The organism is Nocardia testacea NBRC 100365 (genome assembly GCF_000308775.1).
Classification (GTDB): Bacteria; Actinomycetota; Actinomycetes; order Mycobacteriales; family Mycobacteriaceae; genus Nocardia; species Nocardia testacea.
Map to the genome: position 1 here is coordinate 11853 of NZ_BAGJ01000256.1, position 19179 is coordinate 31031.

Sequence of the window (19179 nt, forward strand, 5' to 3'; positions counted from 1 at the left end):
GAAGCGGAGCAGACCCGGGGTGCGAAGGAGCAGTGGTCCGCACGCCCGCGAGCGGTGGGTACTACCGGATGGGCCGCTCCCGCAACGGATCGGCCGGCTCGTCCACGAACCAGCGTCCGGCCAGTTCCGGGAACCGTTCGGATACCTCGGGGAGCAGGTCCGGCACTGTCAGCAGCACTCGGTCGGGCCGCGCGGCGACCAGATCGGCCGGGGCGATGATCGGCACATCGGTACCCGGCATCCGCCGGCCCTGTTTGGCCGGCGAGGCGTCGGCGACCCCCGCCAGCAGATCACGGTCCACGCGCGCGCGGCAGAACAGCGCCACCGCGCGCGAGGCCGCCCCGTAGGCGTAGACGCGCTCACCGCGCGCGGCCGCCGATTCCAGCGTCGCGCGCAGACTCCCGGCGTGCCGGTCGGCCGACCGTTGCAGCCCGCCCAGGACGACCGGGTCGGCGATCTCTTCCTCCCGGGCCAGGATGCGCTGTACCGCGTCATCGGGTTCGGCGGCGCCGTGCACTGCCGCCAGCAGCACCGTGCCCCCGTACAGGTCGAAATCCCACGCGTCCACGACCGACATCCCGGCGCCGCGCAGCAGATCACTCAGCACGGCCAGCGAGTAGTAGGCGAAATGACCGTGTCGCAGCGCGTTCCACTGACCGTGGGTCACGATCGTGTGTAGCGGGTGGTACTGCACCAGCAGCACACCCGCGGGCGCGGTGGCCGCCGCCCGTTGCGCGACGGCCGCCGCCTGATCGCGCTCGTGCATGAGGCCGAACGAATCCAGCACCACGTCGGTGGGCCCGGCGGAGACGGCGAAACCGCGCTCGGCCAGCAACTCCAGCCAGCTGCCCCCGTGCGGGCTGGCGAATTCGCGCACGGTCCGGCCCCGCAGCAGACCGGCGCCGGCGACCCGCCGCACCGCGTCGGCGGCCTGTTCGCGCAGTGCGCGCGGCTCCACGCCGCGCGGTTCGGCGGTGACCGTGTCATCGCGCGCCAGTTGCGCCAGCCCGCAGTCGCGGCAGATCACCATGGCCAGTGGGTGGGCGGCCTCGTCCGGCCGCGGGGCGGTGGCGGCCGGCGGAAAATGATCCGCCGCCGGCATCGCCCCGAGATCCAGCACCGTCACCAGCTCGGGGCCGCGGCAGGCCCGGCAACCCGGTGGGTCGGCCGGGTGCGGCTCGAGTAGGGCCGAGCGGGCACCGCGCGCCGTTCCGGGACCGCTCATGGCACCATCACCCGGTGCGAATCGAACAGGCGGACCTCGCCGATGTGCTGATCCTGGTGCCCGAACCCTTCCGCGACGCCCGCGGCCTGTTCACCCGCACCTTCGACGCCGAGATCTTCGACGCCCATCTCGGCCCCGGCGCCTCCACGGCGTTCGTGCAGGATTCGCAGTCGCGGTCGGCACGCGGTGTGGTGCGCGGTATGCACGGGCGCGGCGGGCGCGGCGAGGCCAAACTGGTGCGCTGCGCGCACGGCGCGGTGCACGACATCCTCGTCGATATCCGGCCCGATTCGCCCACTTTCGGACGCAGCCAGGCGTTCCTGCTCGACGACACGGAGTTCCGGCATCTCTATGTGCCGGCGGGTTTCCTGCACGGCTTCCAGGCACTCACCGATATCGCCGATGTGTGCTACCGCATCGACCGTCCACACGATCCGGCCGAGGACCTCGCCGTCGCCTACGACGACCCCGATCTCGCGCTGAGCTGGCCCCAGGAGGTCACGCTGGTCTCCGCCCGCGATCGGGCCGCGGGCAGCTGGCGGGAACTGCTGACAACACATCTCACACACCGGCCCTGACCCGCCGCAGCGACGCGTCCACCGCACCCGATTCACCCAGTTGGCGCAGTCGCGCCAACCGAACGAAACGGCCGGAGAAATCCGCCGCGGTCAAGCCGCCGGCGGTGTACTCGGCGTAGAGCTGCGCGGCACCCTCGGGGATGGTCCAGCGCGCCTCGAACCCCAGTTCCCGGCGCGCCGCGCCGAAATCGACCCGGTAGGAACGCGGATCGGCCCCCGAATCGCCGGTGATCAGCACCTTCGAGCCGGGCACCACCTCCGCGACGGCGTGTGCGATCTCGGCGACCGTGCGGTTGTTGGTCTCGGTGCCGATGTTGTAGGCCCGGGCGTGGATCGCCGCGACGGGCGCCTCCAGGCAGACCGCGAACGCTTCGGCGATATCGGCGGCGTGCACCAGCGGACGCCACGGCGTGCCGTCCGAGAGCACCTTGACCACGCCGTCGAGAACAGCATGGCCGACCAGATTGTTGAGCACGATATCGGCGCGCAGTCGTGGTGAGAAGCCGAACGCCGTGGCATTGCGCAGGAACACCGGTGCGAAACGGTCGTCCGCCATCGCCACCAGATCGTCTTCCACCCGCACCTTGCTCTCGGCATACGGGGTCAAGGGGCGCAGCGGTGCGCTCTCGTCGACCAGTCCGTCGCCGGCCGCGCCGTAGACCGAGCAGGTGGAGGCGTACAGGAAGCGGCGCACCCCGGCCTCCTTGGCCAGCCGGGCCAGCCGCACCGATGCGTGATGGTTGATGTCGTGGGTGATCTCGGGGACCAGAGCGCCCAGCGGATCGTTGGACAGCGCCGCGAGATGCACGACGGCGTCGAAGCCCGCGAGCTGCTCGATCGTCACGTCCCGCAGGTCCACGGCCAGTCCGCGCGGGTCCTGCGGTGCGGCACCGAGGACGCAGTCGGCGAACCAGCCGGCATCCAGTCCGACCACCTCGTGCCCGCGGGCGCGCAGTACCGGAACCATGACGGTGCCGAGATAACCCTGATGACCGGTGACGAGAACGCGCACCTTACACACCTCCCAGATCGAGGACGGCTTTGGTCAGTTCGAATCCCTCCGCGTACCCGGTGTGGCACTGCACGCCCCGGATCCGCGCCAGACCGAGGAACGCTGCCTCGTCGAACCAGTCGCGCTGCGCTTGCGAGGGATAGCATTCGGCCAGCAGCCGCGCCTTCTCCGCGGCGATCTCCGGTGCCACCGGATGCAGGACGGCCGGCCGGGGCGTATCGGTTTCCCATTTCAGGATTTCGTAGCCGAGCACCAGATGATCACGGAACTCCGTGGTCACGAGTTCGGCCAGCAGGCGGTGGTCCTGATGGGCGTCGCCGCGCTGCGGGGCGAAGACGATCTCCGGATCGGTGCCGCGGCGGAACTCGGCGAGCGCGCTCTTCACCCGGTCCCAGTGCGCGGGCGCCCGTCCGTCGGGCACATCCAGCACTGTCAGGTCCAGGTCGGCGTCCGCGCAGAACCGTTCGAGGGCGGCGCTCTCCTCTGCCGCGCGGCCGGTACCACCGCCGGACAGGACCAGCGCACAGACGTGCAGTCCCGGATATCCGCGGGTCAGGGTCAGCAGGGTCGCGCCCATCCCGATGGCGATATCGTCGCAGTGCGCGCCGAGCAGCGCGACCTCGGTGAGTCGCGCGGGAGCGAGAGTGATCACGAAGCGGCCCGCTCCCAGACCATCCACGGCCGGTCGCCGCGGTGATACCCGGCGTCGAGCTCGGCGCGTTCCTTGAACGTATCGGCCGGTTTCCAGAAACCGTCGTGCCGGTAACCGTAGAGCCGGCCGAGCGAGGCGAGCGCCCCGCAGCTGTCCTCCACCAGGTCCCCGCCCTCCGGAAGATGATCGAAGATCTCCTGGGTGAGCACGAAATAGCCGCCGTTCTCCCAGATCGGGAGCTTGCCGACCGCGGTGATCTGCTTGACCTCACCGCTGGGCAGCACGTCCACGCAGTGGAACGACGACTGCGGCGGCACGATCATCATCGATGCGGCGGCGCCGGACGCGGTGAAGCGGTCGATCATCAGGTCCAGCGGGGCATCGGTGAGCACATCGGAATAGTTGGCCAGGAACATTTCGTCGCCCTCGAGGTAGGGGCGCACCCGGCGCAACCTTTCCCCGATGGCCGATTCCAGGCCGGTATCGACGAAGGTGATCGTCCAGTCCGCGATATCGGAATGCAGTAATTCGACCCGGCCGTCGCGGATGACGAAATCATTGGACATCGTCTCCTGATAGGTCAGGAAGAAGTTCTTGATGTGGTGAGCGCCGTAGCCCAGGCAGAGAATGAATTCGGTATGCCCGAAATGCGCGTAATAGCGCATGACATGCCAGATCAGCGGACGCGGGCCCACCATCTGCATCGGTTTGGGCGGGCTGTCGTTCTCCCCGCTGCGCATCCGCATGCCGTACCCGCCGCAGAACAACACGACCTTCATCGCGCGGTGACCTCCGCCGGTCTCGGCGCGGCCACCCGCACGGTGGGTAGGGGGAATACCAGCCGCCCGCCCCATTCCTCGATATGTCGCAGTTGCGCGGTGAGTTCGGTTTCCAGGTTCCACGGCAGCACCAGCACGTAATCGGGGCGGTCGGTATCGATCCGCTCCGGGGGATGGATCGGTATGCGGGTGCCCGGGGTGTACCGGCCGTGCTTGTAGGGATTGCGGTCCACCGTGTACTCGAGCAGGTCGGGGCGGATCCCGCAGTAGTTGAGCAGGGTGTTGCCCTTACCGGGTGCGCCGTATCCGACCACTCGCCGCCCGGCCGCCTTCTGGTCGAGCAGGAAACGCAGCAGCTCCTGACGTACTCGTTCGGCCTGTTCGCGCAGCGGCCGGTAGCCCTCGACCGAGTGCAGACCGGTATCCGCCTCGATCGCCAGTAGTTCCGCCACCCGCGGCGATGGTTCGGCCACCGCCTCGGGACGCGCCCAGATACGCAGCGATCCGCCGTGGGTCGGCAGTGTTTCCACATCCGCGACCGCCAGCCCGGCCGTGGCCAGCGCCCGCTGCGCCGAGGCGAGGGTGTAGTACTGGAAGTGCTCGTGATAGATCGTGTCGAACTGGCCGTAGCGCACGAGGTTCAGCGCGTGGTGTACCTCGATCGAGATCCAGCCGTCCTCGGCCACCAGCGTGCGCAGCGCGCGGGTGAAACCGCGTAGGTCGGGGATGTGGGCGTACACATTGTTCGCGACCACCAGGTCCGCGGCACCGTATTCGGCGCGCACCCGCCGGGCCGAATCCTCGGTCAGGAACTCGGTCAGCGTCGGGACTCCGGCCGTTCGCGCGGCCGCGCCGACGTTCGCCGAGGGTTCGATACCCAGGCACGGGATACCGGCCGCCACCACATTGCGCAGCAGGTAGCCGTCGTTGCTCGCGACCTCCACGACGAACGAGTCCTTATCCAGGCCCAGCCGGGCGACCGCCGCGGCGGTGAATTCGCGCGCGTGCCGCATCCAGGAGTCGGAGTACGAGGAGAAATAGGCGTATTCGGTGAACGTCTCCTCGGGTGTGATCAGCGCCGGGATCTGCAGCAGCAGACAGTCCGCGCACACCCGGAGGTGCAGCGGATACGTGGATTCCGGCAGGTTTAACCGATCCTCGGAGAGGAAACTCTCGCAAGGAGGTGTCGCACCCAGGTCGACAACACTGGCCAGCCGGGACGACTCACACAAACGACAATGCACTCGGGCTCCACTCGAACGGTCACGGACATCGGCGGCGCCCCGCAGCCCCGAGAAGCAACTTCTCTCTGCCGATCGACGGAAAAATAGCACCAATCCGGCGCATCTGCGACACGGTCCGCGCCGACTTTCGCGCGGAAGTGACCTATGGCATATGTTCAGCAAACCCCGTAACGATCGGCGCTCGTAAAACGATGGCGGGCAACCGAAACGGGCCCTTTCCCGGTATTCGCCCTCCGGTGTGGAGCCCGATCCGCGGGTTTTCCGATTCCGGTACTTGTGTCCGGGGGCGATGGGGGCAATACTTCTGCAACAAGATCGGCCCGGCCCCCGCGTTATGGAGGCCGGGCTTCCTGGAAAAAGCGTGTGATCTGCTGTCGCGCCCGACAGCCGGGGCACGGTCGTTCGAAGTTCAAGCGGGTACGTTTCATGGTTCTGGATCTCCGTGTGGTCGGTGGCGCTGTCGATTTGCACCTGCCGAATCCCGGTGACCGGGACTCCTGGCGCGCGGGATACGTGCGCCGGCTCGCCCGGACCGATATCGCGGTGGTCACCACGGCGGCCCTGTGCGCGCAACTGTTCAGCATCGCGCCGGGGCACTCCCTCGGTTGGGAATTCGAGCCGCGCACCACCGCGCTCACGCTCGCCATCGCGGCCGGTTGGTCGATCCTGCTGGGCTGGAACGGCTCCCGTTCCCCGCATACCGTGGGCGCCGGCGCCGACGAATACCGTCGCCTGCTCTCGGCCACCCTCCAGCTGTTCGGCACGATCGCCATCGTTTCGCTCATCCTGCGGGTCGATATCGCGCACGCCCACCTGGTGATCGCGCTCCCGCTCGGTCTGCTCGGCCTGATGGCGACCCGGGCGCTGTGGCGCGCGCACGCGGTGCGGCGCCGGGCGCTGGGCCGTTACCGCCGCTCGGTCCTGGTGGTCGGCAGTCCGGACGCCGCCCGGGCGGTCGCGACCGCGCTGTCGGCGCAGGAGATGCACGGCTATCACGTCGTCGGTGTCTGCACCCCCACCGGTGACGCGCTCGACGAAACCGCCACCCTGCGGGTGGGGCAGCGCGATATTCCCGTCGTCGGCAACGACCGGTCGGTGCGCAGCGCGGTCCGCCGCAGCGGCGCCGATACCGTCGTCGTCATGGCCACCGACCGGCTGGGTCCGCGCGATATCCGCCGGCTGGCCTGGGATCTCGACGCGTTCGGCACCGAACTCATCGTCGCCCCCGGCATCATGGATATCTCCGGCACCCGGATGTCGAGTCAGGTGCTGGCCGGTATCCCGATGCTGCACATCGAACGGCCCCAGTACGATCGGGCGCTCTCGTTCGGTAAGGCGGTGTTCGACCTGTGCTTTTCCGTCCTGGTCCTCACCGCCGTCGCGCCGGTATTGCTGGTACTGGCCGCTGCCGTCAAATTCACCAGCGCCGGGCCGGTGTTCTATCTGTCGGAACGGATCGGGATGGACGGTAAACCGTTCCGGATGATCAAGTTCCGCAGTATGTACGTGCGGGCCGACCGGGAAGCCGCGTCGCTGATCAGCGCCCACGGCGGCAATCCGCTGTTCTTCAAACTCAAGGACGACCCGCGAGTGACCCCGGTGGGCCGGTTCCTGCGCCGGTACAGCCTCGACGAACTACCGCAGTTCTTCAATGTGCTGTTCCGCGATATGAGCGTCGTCGGGCCGCGGCCGCAGGTCCGCCGTGAGGTCCACTCCTACGACGGCGTGATGCGCCGCCGGTTGCTGGTCCGCCCAGGGATCACCGGGCTGTGGCAGGTCAGCGGGCGCTCGGATCTGTCCCCCGAGGAATCGGTCGAACTGGATATCTCCTATGTGGAGAACTGGTCCATGCTGCTGGACCTGCGCATCATCGCCCGCACTCTGCGGGCGGTCGCCAGGGGCGACGGCGCCTACTGACCCGGCCCGCGGGTGCTCAGAGCAGGGCCAACGCCAGGCTGACGAAAGCCATGAGGGCCATCCAGGCGATCAGCAGTGAGCGCGCGGACCCCGGACGTCCGGACCGGGCCGTGGTGACGGCGGCCGGTCGGTGGTTCCTGTGTGTCGTGGCGACGGTGCTCACGGTCCACCTCCTCGAAAGAGTGTGTGTGCCTGTCGAAGTCCGGCTTCCCCGAATTCGTCCGGCCAATCCGCCGAGTCGATCTCCGGTGCGGGTGTTTGTGTCGCCGGGGCCCGGGTAGCCGCTCGACGTACCGAAGCCGACTGTCCGGCCGGTCGGTGCCGCCGAGTGCGGCCGCGACGGCCACCGGACCCCGAGGGAGGTTGTTGTCCCATGAGCACTGTCACCGCGTCGACCGAGGTCAAGGTGCCGATCCGCACCGTGTACAACCAGTGGACGCAGTTCGAGTCGTTCCCGAACTTCATGGAGGGCGTGGAACGGGTCGACCAGATCGACGACACCCATACGCATTGGAAGATCAAGATCGGGCCCGCCGACCGGGAATTCGACGCGACCATCACCGAGCAGCATCCGGAGGAGCGCGTCGCCTGGCGTTCGGACAGCGGTCCGGAGCACGCCGGTGTCGTGACCTTCCACCGGATCGATGATTCGACCACCCGGGTGATCACCCAGATGGATATCGATCCGGAGGGTTTCGCCGAGAGCGCCGCCGACAAGCTGGGCGTGCTGGATCGACGGGTCAAGGGTGATCTGGAACGGTTCAAGGAATTCATCGAATCCCGCTCCCGGGAGACCGGGGCCTGGCGTGGGGATGTGCCGCGTCCGGGTAACTGACGCCCGTCCACTTCGTCTTGTGCTGCGCCGCGCGAACCACCGCATTCGCGCGGCGCGGCGCTGTCGGTGCCACGCCGGGGACCGCCGGACCAAAGGTCCGGGCGGGTCTGTCACCCGTCGCGCGGCTCGAGGGATCGGTGAAGAGCGGTGTGCAACCAATCCAGGGTCGCGCCGGTGGTGTGCGGGGTGCCGAGCGTGTCGGCGGTCAACGCCCAGTACCGGGTGACCGCGGGGTGGCCGGTGGTAGCGGCCGCCAACCGGCGGCGGAAGGCCGGGGTGTCCCGGCGGCCCCGGGCCGCCGCGTGTGCGGCGACGAAAAGGTCCAGTTCGGGCCCGGGGCCCGGATCGGCGCCGGCGAGTACGCGCTGCGCGGCGCCCGTGTGGGCGGGCGCCAGCTCGGCGACGAGTGCCCGCTCGTCGCGGATCGACGCGCGGTCGGACAGCCACAGTCGGCGCGGCATCTCCCGCCCGAGCTCGGGGCTGCGCGCCAGCTCGGCGAGTTCGGCGACTGCGAGAACATGACCCGGGGTGGGCCGTGCCGGCGCCGCCGGGATGTCCATCGCCACGAACTCGTCGAAGAGCCCCGGGGGCATCGCGGCCAGGATGCGGCGCCAGAATCCGACGAGTACATCGCGCGCCGCGCCGCGTTCGGCCACCCCGGCGAGCCGCCCGAGCACCACCGTACGATCCTCGTCACGTGCTCCTTCGAGGGCGATCAGCGCCGCGTGGCGCCACGAGAGCGCGTTCAGTTCGGCTTCCACCGCCAGCCGCTCGGCGGTCACGGCACCGCGCGTGGCGTCCGCGTCGGCGAGTACGGCGGCGATCGCGGTCAGGCCGAGTCCGACAGCGCGCAGACGCCGGATCGACGTCAACCGGGTGAGCGCGTCCCCGGTGAACACCCGGTGTCCGACGCTGGTGCGGTGGGCCGGCAGCAGTCCCTCGTCGCAGTAGAACCGGATGGTACGCACGGGGACGCCGGTGCGCCGCGCCGCTTCTCCGATGCTCACTGTGCCGAGTGATGCTGTGGTCTGTGTCACTTCTGCTGGAACCTCCACCCGGGTGGAGTTCCTACGGTAACGGAGACGATCGAGCACAGGAGGTAGGACAGTGAGCACCGAGATCGTTTCCGACGAACAGGTCTGGGCGGCCGTGGCCGCCGAACGCAGGAGTCTGGTGGATCTGCTGGACGGGCTGACCGAACAGCAGTGGGATCGGCAATCGTGGTGTGCCGGGTGGCGGATCCGCGATGTCGTGGCCCATATCGTCCTCACCTCACGCGCCGGAGCCGGCGAAATACTGTGGGAATTGCTCCGGGCTCGCGGAAATCCGGACCGGATGAGTTTCGCGACCGCTGTCCGCCGGGCGAACAGCCGATCGTCCCAGGACCTCCTCGCCGAGCTGCGTGCCGGTGTCGAACTGCGGCACACCCCGGTGGGCACGACGGCCCTCGATCGTCTGATGGATCTGCTGGTCCACGGACAGGACATCGCGGTACCGCTCGGAATCCGGCGCGAGATGCCGGTGGACGCGGCGCGGTGGTCGGCCGAGCGGGTGTGGCGGATGGGATGGCCCTTCCGCGCGCAACGCGTACTGGCCGGTCACCGTCTGATCGCCACGGATACGGAGTGGTCGGCCGGTTCCGGTGCTCCGCTATCCGCGCCGGTCGCCGAGATGTTACTGCTGGTCACCGGCCGGATACCGGTGACGGCGGTGGACCGGAGGGGATCGGCCTGACCCACGCCTTCGGCGGTCGGCCGGGTATGGCGAAATGCGGTCCGGGCGCGCCCTGACCGGCGTACGCTTCGCATCGATCGACCCGAAATGTGGAGCCCGCCATGGCCAGTAGTTCACACCCGATATCCCGAGGAATGACCGCCGGCGAGCAGCTGGCGCGGCATGCCCGCAAGATCCCCGACACCCCGGCCCTGCGGTTCGCCGGAACCTCCCGAAGCTACCGGGAGCTGGACGAGCGCGTCTCCCGGCTGGCCGACGTATTGCGGGCCCGCGGTGTCGGCCCGGGAGATCGGGTCGCCGTGCTCGGTCTCAACTCGATGGAGATCGTGGAGGCGTTTCTCGCGTCGAACCGGCTCGGCGCGATCGGCGTACCCATCAATTTCCGGCTGGTGGCCGGGGAGATCGCCTACCTGCTGGCGGACTCCGGTGCGAAAGCGGCGGTGGTGGACGCGCCGTTCGCCACCGCACTGGCCGAGGCCCGCCGGGAGGCACCGCAGTTGCTGTCCTGTCTGGTGATCGGGGGCGGTGACGGTGCTGCGGGGGAGGACTACGAGGCGGCCCTGCGCGACGCGGATCCCGAGTTCGCCGCCGTGGCCGTGGACGAGCGCGATCCGGCGTACATCATGTACACCTCGGGTACCACCGGCCGTCCCAAGGGCGCGGTACTGACCCACGACAACTTGCTCCTGCACGCCTTCAGTGTCGCCCTGCACCAGGGCGTCTCCGGTGACGACCGGGTCGCGTCGAACGGTGCGCCGCTGTTCCACATCGCGGGCCTGTCGAGCTACCTGATGTGCCTGCTACCCGGCGGGACCTTCGTGATCACGCCCTCGGGGGGTTTCGACCCGGCCGCGTCGGTCGAGTTGCTCGCGCGCGAACGGGTCTCCAGTTGTTTCTTCGTCCCGGCGCAATGGCAGGCGATCTGCGCGCTCCCGGGGATAGCGGACTACGACCTGTCCGCGCTGCGACAGATCTCCTGGGGTGCGGCCCCGGCGTCGACGACCCTGCTGCGCACGCTGATCCAAACCTTCCCGCAGGCCTCGGTGTCGACCGCGTTCGGGCAGACCGAATGTAGTCCGGTCACCTGCACACTGCGCGGGGAGGACGCCATCCGCAAGATCGGTTCGGTCGGTACCCCCATCCTGAATGTCGAGGTCCGGATCGTCGACGACGAGATGAACGATGTCGCACCGGGTGAGGTCGGTGAGATCGTCTATCGCGGGCCGACGGTGATGCGGGAGTACTGGAACAAACCGGAGGCGACGGCGGAAGCCTTCGAGGGTGGCTGGTTTCACTCCGGTGATCTGGTGCGTCAGGACGAGGACGGCTACCTGTACGTCGTCGACCGGAAGAAGGACATGATCATCTCCGGCGGCGAGAACATCTACTGTGCCGAGGTGGAGAATGCGCTGGCTGCGCATCCCGGGGTCGCCGACATCGCATTGATCGGTGTGCCGGACGCAAAATGGGGCGAAACACCGCTGGCGGTCCTCGTACCCGCCGACCCCGCCGCCCCGCCCACCGCCGCGGAGATCGAGGCCTTCGCCCGGACGCACCTGGCCGGCTACAAATGTCCCCGGGAGATCGCGGTGGTCGCCGAACTGCCGCGCAACGCGAGCGGAAAGGTACTCAAAACCGAACTCCGCGCCAAGTACTCGGCGCCCACCTCGCCGATCTGACAATTCGCGACGCGCGCCGATCGGCGCGTGTGTTCGGTCCGGCGCCGGCGCTTCTGCGCGGCCCGGATAAAGGCTTGCCGTCATACGGGTGTGCGGCTAGGGTCGGCAACCGATTCGTGCTCGGCGGACGAGGAGGTCGATGAATATGGCCTGCACAGGTCTGTTTCAGCCTGTCCTCCTCCGGTTCGCTCAGCTCTGACCCGCGCGGCCGGATCGCCTTTCACGATCTGGAGTTCATCGTGTCCGATTCTTTTCCCACCGATATCACCACCGCGCGCCTCGTTCTTCGTCTCTGGACGCCGGACGACCTCGCCACTGTGCGAATCGGCGCGCGGCAGCCGTCCTGGGCCGCGGATTTCCCGGCCGACGGTGACCGGGAAATAGTGGCGGCCCTCGCCGTCCGGCCCGAATGGCTGGATCGCTTCGGCCACCGGGTGGTAGTCGAACGAGCCAGCGGCCTGGCGGTCGGATCCATCGGATTGTTCTGGCCTCCGGCCGACGGTGTCCTCGAACTCGGCTACGGCATCGTGCCCTCGCGCCGTGGGCGCGGATACGCGACCGAGGCCACCCGCGCACTGGTCGAGTACGCCTTCACCGCACCGCAGGTGCGCACCGTGTCGGCGTCGGTGGAACTCGCGAATCCCGCCTCGGTGCGGGTGCTGGAGAAGGCGGGCTTCGCCCGCGTCCACTCGGCCGGGGCGCGCGCGGAGTTCCGGATGACCCGTCCGCACTGATGGTGGCCGCCGTGGCGGAATCCCCGGATTCCGCCGCGGCGGTGGATCATCCGAGCGTATCCCGGACCATCCGCCGGATCAGTTCATCGATATCCACGCCGGGCGCGGCCAGGGTGAGTGCGCCGGTGCCGGACAGGACGGCGATACCGTGCACACCCACCCAGAGCGCGGTGGCGGTGGTGAGCGGATCGGGGACCGGGTGGTCGGCACGCACCCGGGTGAGCAGCCGGTCGAAAAGGGGTTTGGACACCGAGCGCAGCCCGGCGCCGGATCCCTCGAGTAGATCGTGCCGGAAGATGAGAGTGAACATTGCCGGCCGGCTCCCGGCGAATTCGATATAGGCCCGCGCCCATCCGGTGATATCGGCGGTCTCGCCGGCCTCGGTCAGGGTGCGCGCCAGATCGCGCAATCCGACCTCGGCGATTGCCCCGAGCAGTGCCTTGTGGGTGGGGAACCACCGCCGCGGCGCGCCGTGCGATACGCCGGCGCGCCGGGCGATCTCGCGGAGCCCGATCTCGGTCGAACCGGTTTCCTCCAGCAGATCGACACCGGCTCGGACCAAGGCTTCCCGAGTACTGCTCGCAGTCATGTAGACATTGTCTACCGACTCCGGTAGACAATGTCTATGTCTCTGTGGAGCGCGTTCTGCTACCGCCTGTGCCGGTATGTCCTGATCGGGCCGGCGCTCTGGCTCCTCGGCCGGCCGGAAGTGAAAGGGCGCGAACATCTACCGCGGCGCGGACCCTATATCGTCGCCGCCAACCACTTGGCGGTCCTGGACTCCTTCTACCTCACCCGGGCGCTGCGCCGGCAGGTGTTCTTCCTGGCCAAATCCGAGTACTTCGACCGCCCGGGGCCGGCCGGCCTGGTCCAGCGATGGTTCTTCCGGGGTGTCGGGCAGATCCGCGTGGATCGCCGCGGCGGTCCCGGCGCCGCGCCCGCGCTCACCGCCGCGATCGGCATCATCGAACGCGGCGGCGTCTGGGGTATCCATCCCGAAGGGACCAGATCGCCCGACGGCCGGCTCTACCGCGGGCACACCGGCGCGGCGCGGGTCGCGCTGGCCACGGGCGTGCCGTTGCTTCCGGTCGCGATCATCGGCACCGGCCCCGAACCGGGCCGTCCGTGGTGGCGCCGCCGGGTGACCCTGGAGATCCTGCCCGCACTCGATCCGGCCGGATACCGGGCCGCCGGACCACACGGGGCCCGGCGGGCGACCGACGCCCTGATGCGGACCCTCGCCGCGCGGACCGGTCAGCAGTACGTCGACGAGTACGCCCGCCGCCGCCCGGACCACGATCTGGCGGCGTGAGCGCGTTCAGTCCGGTTTCGCCGCGGCGGACCGTGCCGTTCCGGATTCGCCGGTCGTCGGCAGCCGGCGCCGCATCAACTTGCCCGTCGCATTGCGGGGGAGTTCGTCGAGGAAGATCACGTCGCGCGGTACCTTGTGGCGCGCCAGATTCGCCTTGACGTACTCCCGGACATCCGCCTCGGTCACCGTCGTATCCGCGGCGGGGACGACGAAGGCTCGCAAACGGGTACCGAAATCCCGGTCGGGCACCCCCACCACCGCCGCCTCCAGGATGTCGGGCCGCTCGACGAGCAGGTTCTCCACCTCCAGCGGGAAAACGTTCTCGCCCCCGGAGACGATCATGTCGTCGTCGCGGCCGTCGATGAACAGCCGGCCCGCGGTGTCGAAATGCCCGACATCGCCGCTGGACAGCAGGCCGTCCACGATCTCCTTGTGCCGCCCGTCGGTGTATCCACTGAAACTCAGTCCGCTGGATACGAAGATCGTGCCCACGGCCCCGGGCTCGGTGATCCGGTTGCGCTGCTCGTCGTAGAGGGCGACGCGGCAGCCGACCGGCGGCTTGCCGACGGTGCCCGGCGCCTCCCGCATATCCTCCGGAGTGGCCACCGCCGCGACAGCGACCTCGGTGGACGCGTACAGGTTGTAGAGCACGTCGCCGAACGCTTCCGCGGTGCGGCGGCTCAGGTCCGGGGAGACCGGCGAGCCGGCGGAGAAGACGACCCGCAACGAGGAGGTGTCGTACTCGGCGAGCACTTCGGGGCCGAGGTCGATGATGCGCTGCAACATCGTCGGCACCACGACCAGGCTCGCGGCGCGATGCGCGGCGACGGCGGCGAGGGTCGCGCGGGGGTCGAACCGGCCCTGCCGGAACACGATCCGGTTGCCGAGTGCCCAGCCGAGCGCGAATTGGGAGAGTCCGGTGCCGTGGAAGATCGGCGCGGCCATCACCATCGTATCGTCGCGTGGGATCGGGATCCGATCGAGGAACTGGGCCGACTGGAGAGGTGAGACCTTGTCCCGGGGTGCGCCTTTGGGTGTGCCGGTGGTGCCGCTGGTCAGGATCACGGTACTGCCCGGATGCGGCGGCGGGGCGGTCGCCGCGGTGGAGTGCGCCGCGATCAGCGCGTCGATCGTGGTGGTGTCGCCGGATTCGCCCCAGGTGAGGAAACGGGGGGTGGCCGCCGGGATCGCCTCGAGCAGGCCGGTGAACTCGGCGTCGAGCAGGAGCGCGTCGACCTTCTCCCGCCGGGCGACATCGGCGAGTTGCGGCCCGGCGAACCCGGTGTTCATCAGCACGACGCGGGCGCCCAGTTTGCCCGCTCCCAGCAGGGACAGCACCATACCGCGGTGGTCGCGGCACAGGGCCGCCACCACGGAATCGGCGGCGATACCGTTCGCGGCGAGGCCGCGTGCGAGCGCATTGGACTGCGCGTCGAGCTCGTCGAAGGTGAGCGCGCCGCGGTCGTCGACGATGGCCTCGGCCGAGCCGTCGCGCCGGGTCGCGGCCCGCAGCACCGTCACAAAAGGCCCATGGATCCGCGCGTCGCGGACCGTGCGGAGCAGTTCGCCGGGGCGCTTCGGATCGAGCATTCCGCGTCGGCGCAGCACGCTCACCGCGGCCAGCGATTCGGACACCGAACGCAGCGCCGCGCGGGGTGCGGGCAGGTTCGTCGGCATGGGTCACCTCCAGGAGTGGAACAGTCCGAGCGGGGCGGGTACGGCGCGCGCCGCCGGGGCCGATGGGTTCGGCAAGGGTAGCCCAGCGCCAGAATTCACGTTCACTTATTGCGCAATCTCCGGTCGTGCGAGTCGTGCGGATCGCGTAGCGCGGATTCACATCCACGCTCTACGATGTGAGAGAATGAAAGATGATTTCTATCATTCTTGCATGGAGGTCCTATGTCGCGCCGGGTGCAACCCGTTTCCAGCGCCGACCTGCCCGAGGGGGTGGCACGCCGCAAATACCTGGCCGGTCCAGCCGCGTTGCTCGGCGGCCCGGCCAATGTCGTGATGCAGCTGAGCCAGGCGCCAGTGGGCCGCGGTGTCGTCGAGAGCACCGTGCGCAGCGGCCGGTTCGATCTGCATCCGCGCAAGCGGGGCCGGACGACGCTGACCTACCTCGCGGTGGCCATGCTGGGCACCGACGAGGAACGCGCCGCCTACCGCGAGGCGACCGATACCTCACATCGCCAGGTCCGGTCCCGGCCGGGTGGCGCCGTGAAATACAACGCGTTCGATCCGGAACTGCAGCTGTGGGTCGCCGCCTGCATCTATCGCGGCGTCGTCGATTCGCTGGAATACCTGTACGGTCCGCTCGACGCCGACTACGCCGACGAGCTGTACCGGGAGTCGAGCAGATTCGGGACCACGCTGCAGATGCGCCCGGAGATGTGGCCGGCCGATCGGGCCGCGTTCGCCGAATACTGGGAGCGCAAGTCCGCGCAGATCTCCATCGACGACGAGGTGAAACGGTATCTGCGGGAGCAGGTCATCGAGCTCGGGCCGTACGGGCGCGTCGAACGGATGCTGTTCCGGCCGGTCAACCGGTTCTTCACGACCGGATTCCTGCCGCAGCGGTACCGGGACGAACTGGGCCTGACCTGGAGTCCGCGGCGGCAACGCGCCTTCGAACTGATCATGCGCGTGATCGGTACTGTGATGCGGCTCGGGCCCGAACGCTGGCGGATGTACCCGCTGGACAAACATCTGGCCGATATGCGGCGACGCCGGGCGCTGGGCAAACCGCTGGTCTGAAGGAGGTGCCCCGGGGTGGGTCGAGTGAACCGATGTCACGCCGGGCCGGGATCGGTCGAAGTCCTTGCGCTCTACACGTCGCCGGATCGGATCTCGGCCGAATCTAAAGGCAGCCCTGAAGGGTCGCCTCGGCCAACTCGGTGAGCACGCCGCCGATGTCGTGGGAGGCGCGGAGCGCGCGCCGTTGCCGTGCGGCCCCGTTGCCGTACGCCAACACCTCGTCGGTTGTCTCGGTGACGAAGCGGTAGTCGCCCAATTCTTCCAGTGCAGGCCGGATGTCACTGATCAGTTCGGAAAGCCAGCGGCGTCCTGCGATCGTACGGCCGCTCACCGGGTCGACGAGCGCGCCTGTGATCCCGTAGTGCGCTGCCCTCCAGTAGGCGGCCCGCAGGAATGCCTCGGGGATGTGCGGCGCGGGTCGCGGCGAGGCCAGCGCTGTTGTCACCGTGGCGCGTACCAGGGTTGCCAGTAGGGCTGTTTCCTGCACGGTGGCCGGGATGTCGCTGACCCGTATTTCGACTGTCGGGTAGGTCACCGATGGGCGGATATCCCAGTACACCATCTTCCGGTCGAGGATGACGCCGGTGGAAAGCAGCATGTCGACCACGGCGTCGTAGTGGGTTGCCGAGGCGAAATATGGTGGCGGTCCCGCACTGGGCCAGCGCCCCCACATGATGTGACGCCAACTCGCATAACCGGTGTCCACACCTCGATAGATCGCCGAGTTCGCGGTCAGCGCCAAGAACAGCGGCAGTCGAGGTCGCAGGAAATTGCTCGCGTGCAGGGCCGTATCCCGATCCGGGACGCCGATATGGACATGACAACCGCACAGTTGCTGTTCGCGCGCCAGCATGCCGAAATCCGCGGCGATACGTCGATGACGCGGTGTCTCGGTGATCGATGCCATGCCGGTGCCCGTCGGTGGGGCCGCGACGGCGAGCAGCCGGGCGCCGTTCTTCTCGGCGCACGAGGCGACGGTCCGCCGCAGATCGCGGAGCTCCGCGAGCAGTTGAGCCGGGTCGGAGTGGATGCCGGTGTTGGCTTCGACCTGACAGCGGGTGAGTTCGAGAGGCAAGTCGAGACCATTGTCTCCGGCTGTCCGAGCCACCTCCGTATTTTTCTCGGCCGGTGCCCCGGTCTCGGGGTCGGTCAGGAGGAATTCTTCCTCCACGCCGATGGTCGGCACGGCCGCGTTCCTGATCGCCGGTCCACTCATCGCAGCCGCCCGCGCGCGCTGTTCCGGGCACACAGGGGAACCGGCCGGCCCGGCGCCGGGCGGAATGGTCGCGGACACGAAGGCGGCGCGGCAAGCCCTGCTGCCCCAGTAGTCATCACACTTCCAACAGTGAGGACGAACACGACGAACGCAGAAGCCATGTTACCCGCCGGTACTTCTCGGGGGTCGTCCTCCTGCCGCCGACATCGCAAGGTGGCCGCGACGGCATTCCCCCGAGGACTCGGGCATGCGGATCCTCCACGAAGAGATCCCACCGGCACTGTTCGCCCGCGGCGCAAGGCGATCGATCGCACCCTGACACAGTCGCGTGGATCGTCAGCGCCGCCGGGCGGTGACCAGGCCGTGGCGGGCCGCCTCTGCGAAACGTTCCATCACGGTGTCGCCGAGCGTGGGTAGCTCACGGTGGTAGGCGGCGGCACGTTCGTAGGTGTCGGAAACCTCGGCATCCCAGCCGTGCCGGGCCAGCCAGGGCTGTGCGGGCTCGGCCACGCCGCCGCCCTGCCACATCGCGGTGATCTCCGAGCCATCTTCGCCGGCCGCCGCCGCGGCCATCAGCGCGACGGAGTCCACATGCAGATACTCGATGGACAACCGGCTTTCGGCGGCGGACAGGTCGCTGATCCCGGCCAGCAACCGATCGTTGTGCTCGGGGCTCAGATAGCTGAGCAGCCCCTCGACGAGCCAGGCCGCGGGCGCGGTCGGGTCGAAACCGGCCGCTACCAACCGGGCACCCCAGTCCTCGCGGAGGTCGGCCGGCACCGTTACTCGGCGGCCGGCGGGTTGCGCACCCTGCGCGTCGAGGACCCGCTGTTTGAAGGTGAGCATCTCCGGGGTGTCCAGTTCGTACACGACGATCTCCGGCGGCAGCGGAAGCCGGAAGGCACGGGTGTCCAGTCCGGCCGCGACGATCACTATCTGCTCGACGATACGGGTGGCGTCGAGCAGGTAGTCGTCGAAGTAACGGGTTCGGATCGGCAGATAGCTGCTGAAGGAATCCCACATGCGTGCCGCGTCCGAGCCGCCGGCGAACTCCTCACCCCCGGCAGCGGCGAGGAAATCGGCGGCGTAGGGGTCGACGAACAGGGCGTCCGGTCGTGCCGACTCGGCGGCCCGGGCGCCGGCGACCATCAGTGCGGTGCGGCCGACACCTGTGGGGGCCACCGGTCCGGATTCGCCGGGCCCGCTGGAAGAGGAACCGGAAGTGGTCACGGCTTCAGCTTAGGGCGCTCCCACACGCTGTCCCGGGACCGACGCGAGTGTCGCGCCGCCGGGCGTGACCTGCCACGATTCGCGTGGCACCGGCCTGTCGTCAGTCTTTCTCGGTCAGTTTGGCGTTGAGTTCGCGGGCTTCGGCGAGTTGGTCTTCGAGGATGATGATCCGGCACGCCGCCTCCAGCGGGGTGCCGGAGTCCATGAGTTCGCGGGCGCGGGCCGCGAGGCGCAGCTGGTAGCGGGAGTAGCGGCGATGCCCGCCGGTGGAGCGTTGT

19 protein-coding genes and 1 pseudogene are annotated in these 19179 nt (G+C 68.9%); 8 read left to right on the plus strand and 12 right to left on the minus strand.

The window, feature by feature from the left end; translation table 11 throughout:
• Positions 1–61: 61 nt before the first annotated feature.
• The gene (locus ON38_RS27010; RefSeq protein WP_083873125.1) at positions 62–1225 is read right to left on the minus strand and encodes a class I SAM-dependent methyltransferase; all 1164 of its coding nucleotides are present in this window, start codon (positions 1223–1225) and stop codon (positions 62–64) included.
• Positions 1226–1239: 14 nt separating this feature from the next.
• Here ON38_RS27010 and rfbC point away from each other — a divergent pair, with 14 nt between their 5' ends.
• Complete coding sequence (gene rfbC, locus ON38_RS27015) at positions 1240–1803, plus strand: dTDP-4-dehydrorhamnose 3,5-epimerase (protein ID WP_039827842.1); 564 nt, start codon at positions 1240–1242, stop codon at positions 1801–1803.
• Here the strand turns inward: rfbC and ON38_RS27020 are convergent.
• From ON38_RS27020 to ON38_RS27035, 4 genes are read right to left on the minus strand one after another with little or no spacing between them, the layout of a single operon-like run.
• Entirely contained in the window at positions 1787–2815 is a 1029-nt protein-coding gene (locus ON38_RS27020; RefSeq protein WP_039827843.1) for an NAD-dependent epimerase/dehydratase family protein, read from the minus strand. The two genes, rfbC and ON38_RS27020, sit on opposite strands and share 17 nt — an antisense overlap.
• Position 2816: 1 nt before the next feature.
• A complete protein-coding gene (locus ON38_RS27025) occupies positions 2817–3467 on the minus strand; it encodes a PIG-L deacetylase family protein (RefSeq protein ID WP_039827863.1) in 651 nt (216 codons plus the stop codon).
• Positions 3464–4246 carry a glycosyltransferase family protein gene (locus tag ON38_RS27030; protein WP_039827844.1) on the minus strand — a complete coding sequence of 261 codons (783 nt, stop codon included), beginning with the start codon at positions 4244–4246 and terminating at the stop codon, positions 3464–3466. The genes ON38_RS27025 and ON38_RS27030 overlap by 4 nt, the downstream gene beginning before the upstream one ends.
• A complete protein-coding gene (locus tag ON38_RS27035; protein ID WP_039827845.1) occupies positions 4243–5490 on the minus strand; it encodes a class I SAM-dependent methyltransferase in 1248 nt (415 codons plus the stop codon). Before ON38_RS27035 ends, ON38_RS27030 begins: the two co-directional genes overlap by 4 nt.
• 426 nt (positions 5491–5916) lie before the next feature.
• On the opposite strand from ON38_RS27035, the gene ON38_RS27040 reads away from it, so the two are divergent.
• A complete protein-coding gene (locus ON38_RS27040; protein WP_051165226.1) occupies positions 5917–7407 on the plus strand; it encodes a sugar transferase in 1491 nt (496 codons plus the stop codon).
• Between the two features lie 16 nt (positions 7408–7423).
• On the opposite strand, the gene ON38_RS36375 is transcribed toward ON38_RS27040, so the two are convergent.
• A complete protein-coding gene (locus ON38_RS36375; RefSeq protein ID WP_157181932.1) occupies positions 7424–7570 on the minus strand; it encodes a hypothetical protein in 147 nt (48 codons plus the stop codon).
• 210 nt (positions 7571–7780) lie between these two features.
• Between ON38_RS36375 and ON38_RS27045 the strand changes: the two genes are divergently transcribed.
• Positions 7781–8242, plus strand: a complete 462-nt coding sequence (locus ON38_RS27045) for an SRPBCC family protein (protein ID WP_039827846.1) — start codon at positions 7781–7783, stop codon at positions 8240–8242.
• Positions 8243–8352: 110 nt separating this feature from the next.
• Here the strand turns inward: ON38_RS27045 and ON38_RS27050 are convergent, their stop codons facing one another.
• The gene (locus ON38_RS27050) at positions 8353–9249 is read right to left on the minus strand and encodes a MerR family transcriptional regulator (protein ID WP_157181933.1); all 897 of its coding nucleotides are present in this window, start codon (positions 9247–9249) and stop codon (positions 8353–8355) included.
• A gap of 100 nt (positions 9250–9349) precedes the next feature.
• On the opposite strand from ON38_RS27050, the gene ON38_RS27055 reads away from it, so the two are divergent.
• The 3 genes from ON38_RS27055 to ON38_RS27065 all read left to right on the plus strand — a co-directional run bounded on the left by ON38_RS27055 (position 9350) and on the right by ON38_RS27065 (position 12389).
• Positions 9350–9976, plus strand: a complete 627-nt coding sequence (locus ON38_RS27055; protein ID WP_051165228.1) for a maleylpyruvate isomerase family mycothiol-dependent enzyme — start codon at positions 9350–9352, stop codon at positions 9974–9976.
• 101 nt (positions 9977–10077) lie between these two features.
• Positions 10078–11655, plus strand: coding sequence for a long-chain-fatty-acid--CoA ligase (locus ON38_RS27060; protein ID WP_039827848.1), 1578 nt, complete (start codon positions 10078–10080; stop codon positions 11653–11655).
• Positions 11656–11894: 239 nt separating this feature from the next.
• Positions 11895–12389 carry a GNAT family N-acetyltransferase gene (locus ON38_RS27065; RefSeq protein WP_083873127.1) on the plus strand — a complete coding sequence of 165 codons (495 nt, stop codon included), beginning with the start codon at positions 11895–11897 and terminating at the stop codon, positions 12387–12389.
• A gap of 46 nt (positions 12390–12435) precedes the next feature.
• On the opposite strand, the gene ON38_RS27070 is transcribed toward ON38_RS27065, so the two are convergent.
• Positions 12436–12978: a TetR/AcrR family transcriptional regulator gene (locus ON38_RS27070; protein WP_039827850.1), complete on the minus strand. Its 543-nt coding sequence runs from the start codon at positions 12976–12978 to the stop codon at positions 12436–12438.
• Between the two features lie 36 nt (positions 12979–13014).
• Here ON38_RS27070 and ON38_RS27075 point away from each other — a divergent pair, with 36 nt between their 5' ends.
• Complete coding sequence (locus tag ON38_RS27075) at positions 13015–13701, plus strand: lysophospholipid acyltransferase family protein (protein ID WP_039827851.1); 687 nt, start codon at positions 13015–13017, stop codon at positions 13699–13701.
• Between the two features lie 6 nt (positions 13702–13707).
• On the opposite strand, the gene ON38_RS27080 is transcribed toward ON38_RS27075, so the two are convergent.
• Positions 13708–15378 (minus strand): acyl-CoA synthetase, encoded by a 1671-nt coding sequence (locus ON38_RS27080; RefSeq protein ID WP_039827852.1) that lies wholly within the window; start codon positions 15376–15378, stop codon positions 13708–13710.
• A gap of 222 nt (positions 15379–15600) precedes the next feature.
• Here ON38_RS27080 and ON38_RS27085 point away from each other — a divergent pair, with 222 nt between their 5' ends.
• Positions 15601–16455: an oxygenase MpaB family protein gene (locus ON38_RS27085; protein ID WP_051165229.1), complete on the plus strand. Its 855-nt coding sequence runs from the start codon at positions 15601–15603 to the stop codon at positions 16453–16455.
• Positions 16456–16558: 103 nt separating this feature from the next.
• On the opposite strand, the gene ON38_RS27090 is transcribed toward ON38_RS27085, so the two are convergent.
• The 3 genes and pseudogenes from ON38_RS27090 to ON38_RS38105 form a co-directional block, all read right to left on the minus strand.
• The gene (locus ON38_RS27090) at positions 16559–17671 is read right to left on the minus strand and encodes a carboxylate-amine ligase (protein ID WP_039827853.1); all 1113 of its coding nucleotides are present in this window, start codon (positions 17669–17671) and stop codon (positions 16559–16561) included.
• Positions 17672–18007: 336 nt separating this feature from the next.
• Positions 18008–18901, minus strand: coding sequence for an SAM-dependent methyltransferase (locus ON38_RS27095; protein ID WP_157181934.1), 894 nt, complete (start codon positions 18899–18901; stop codon positions 18008–18010).
• Between the two features lie 100 nt (positions 18902–19001).
• Positions 19002–19179, minus strand: a pseudogene (locus ON38_RS38105) (MerR family transcriptional regulator); the annotation flags it as partial.